Genomic DNA, 1,454 nt, shown 5'->3' on the forward strand with positions numbered 1-1,454 from the left:
GGCTGGGTCAGCCGCTCACCACCCTGTCCGGGGGTGAGCGGCAGCGGCTCAAGCTGGCCATCCGCATGGCGGACAAGGCCATGACCTACGTGCTCGACGAGCCGACCAACGGCCTGCACCTCGCGGACGTGGACCAGCTCCTGGCCCTGCTGGACCGGTTGGTCGACGACGGCAACACGGTCATCGTCATCGAGCACCACCAGGCGGTGATGGCCCATGCCGACTGGCTCATCGACCTCGGCCCCGGCGGTGGTCACGACGGCGGCGAGGTGGTGTTCACCGGCACGCCCGCCGACCTCGTAGCCAACGCCGACTCGCTCACCGCCCGACACCTTCGCACCTACCTAGAACGGGCCTAGCCGGACACAGGATCTATAGGCGGACGCAGAGAAACGTCGGCGAGCCGCGAATCAATCGCGAACAACTGCATGATCGCCGCGTTATAGCCGTGATCATGCAGTTGTTCGCCGCGTCAGCGGGTCTCGCGGGGGCTGGTGGTGGCGGGGTCAGGTGGCTGGGGTGACCTTGGTGGTGGCGTTGCCGTCGACGGCCTTGGACAGCTGGGGGACCAGTCGGTCGATGACGTACGGGATGCTGAGCACCGAGGCGAACGAGACCGCGTGGCCGTAGGCCGACTTCTCGTCGAGGTACACCTCCCCCTCGTCCTTGGCCACGTCGAGGGCGCCGTACAGCCGGTCGGCGTGCAGTTTCGACCGGTCCGCGTTGACGTCGGGCACGATCCAGACGATGGCGTCGGTGTCGAGCAGGTCGACGCGCTCCCGGCTGATGTTGGCGCCGAACTTCTGCCCGACGATCTTCTCGAGGTCGGCGGGCATGGTGAAGCCGAGTGAGGTCAGTACGCGCGACCGGGGGTCCTGGGGGCCGTAGACGAAATGCCCGTCATAGGGCGTGGCGAGCAGCCCGGTCCTGCCCTTGAACTCGGGGTGGTCCTGGCGCTCCTTGGCGAGGCGGGTCTCGAGGTCGGCGACGACCTTGTCGGCCTGCCCTCCCTTGCCGACGGCCAGACCCGTCTTCTTGGTCAGCTCCTGCCAGGAAATGCCGTAGTCGGCGTACTCCTTCGGCTGTGCCACGGTCGGCGCGATCTTCGAGAGGGTCTCGTAGGTGCCCTTGGTGGTCCCGGCGTACAGGCTCAGGATGAGGTCGGGCCTGAGGGCGGCGATCTTCTCGACCGGCGGGCCGCTGCCGGTGTCCTTGAGCACCTGCGGCAGGGCGGCGCCGCCGAGCCTGCCCTGAGCCCAGGGGCCGATGGCGCCGGGATATCCGCCGTCGAACTCGGTGGTGCCGACCGGCACGACCCCGAGGGCCAGGAGGGCGTCCTGGTCGGTCAGCCCCACCGTGACGATCCGCTTGGGCTCTTTGCTGATCGTGGTGCTGCCGTACTTGTGCTGGATGGTGACGGGGAACGCCGTGTTCCCGGACGCGGGGGGCGAGGA

At 68.4% G+C, this 1,454-nt stretch carries 2 protein-coding genes; one reads left to right on the forward strand and one right to left on the reverse strand.

The genetic code is table 11. The annotated features are described in order from the left end of the window. The coding region (locus HKK72_RS39230) for an ATP-binding cassette domain-containing protein (protein WP_187239425.1) at positions 1-359 on the forward strand (359 nt) is incomplete at its 5' end. Positions 360-506: 147 nt separating this feature from the next. On the opposite strand, the gene HKK72_RS39235 is transcribed toward HKK72_RS39230, so the two are convergent. Then, the coding region (locus HKK72_RS39235; RefSeq protein WP_187239426.1) for an iron-siderophore ABC transporter substrate-binding protein at positions 507-1,454 on the reverse strand (948 nt) is incomplete at its 5' end.

Origin of the sequence: Actinomadura sp. HBU206391 (genome assembly GCF_014323665.1) — a bacterium.
Taxonomy (GTDB): domain Bacteria; phylum Actinomycetota; class Actinomycetes; order Streptosporangiales; family Streptosporangiaceae; genus Actinomadura_C.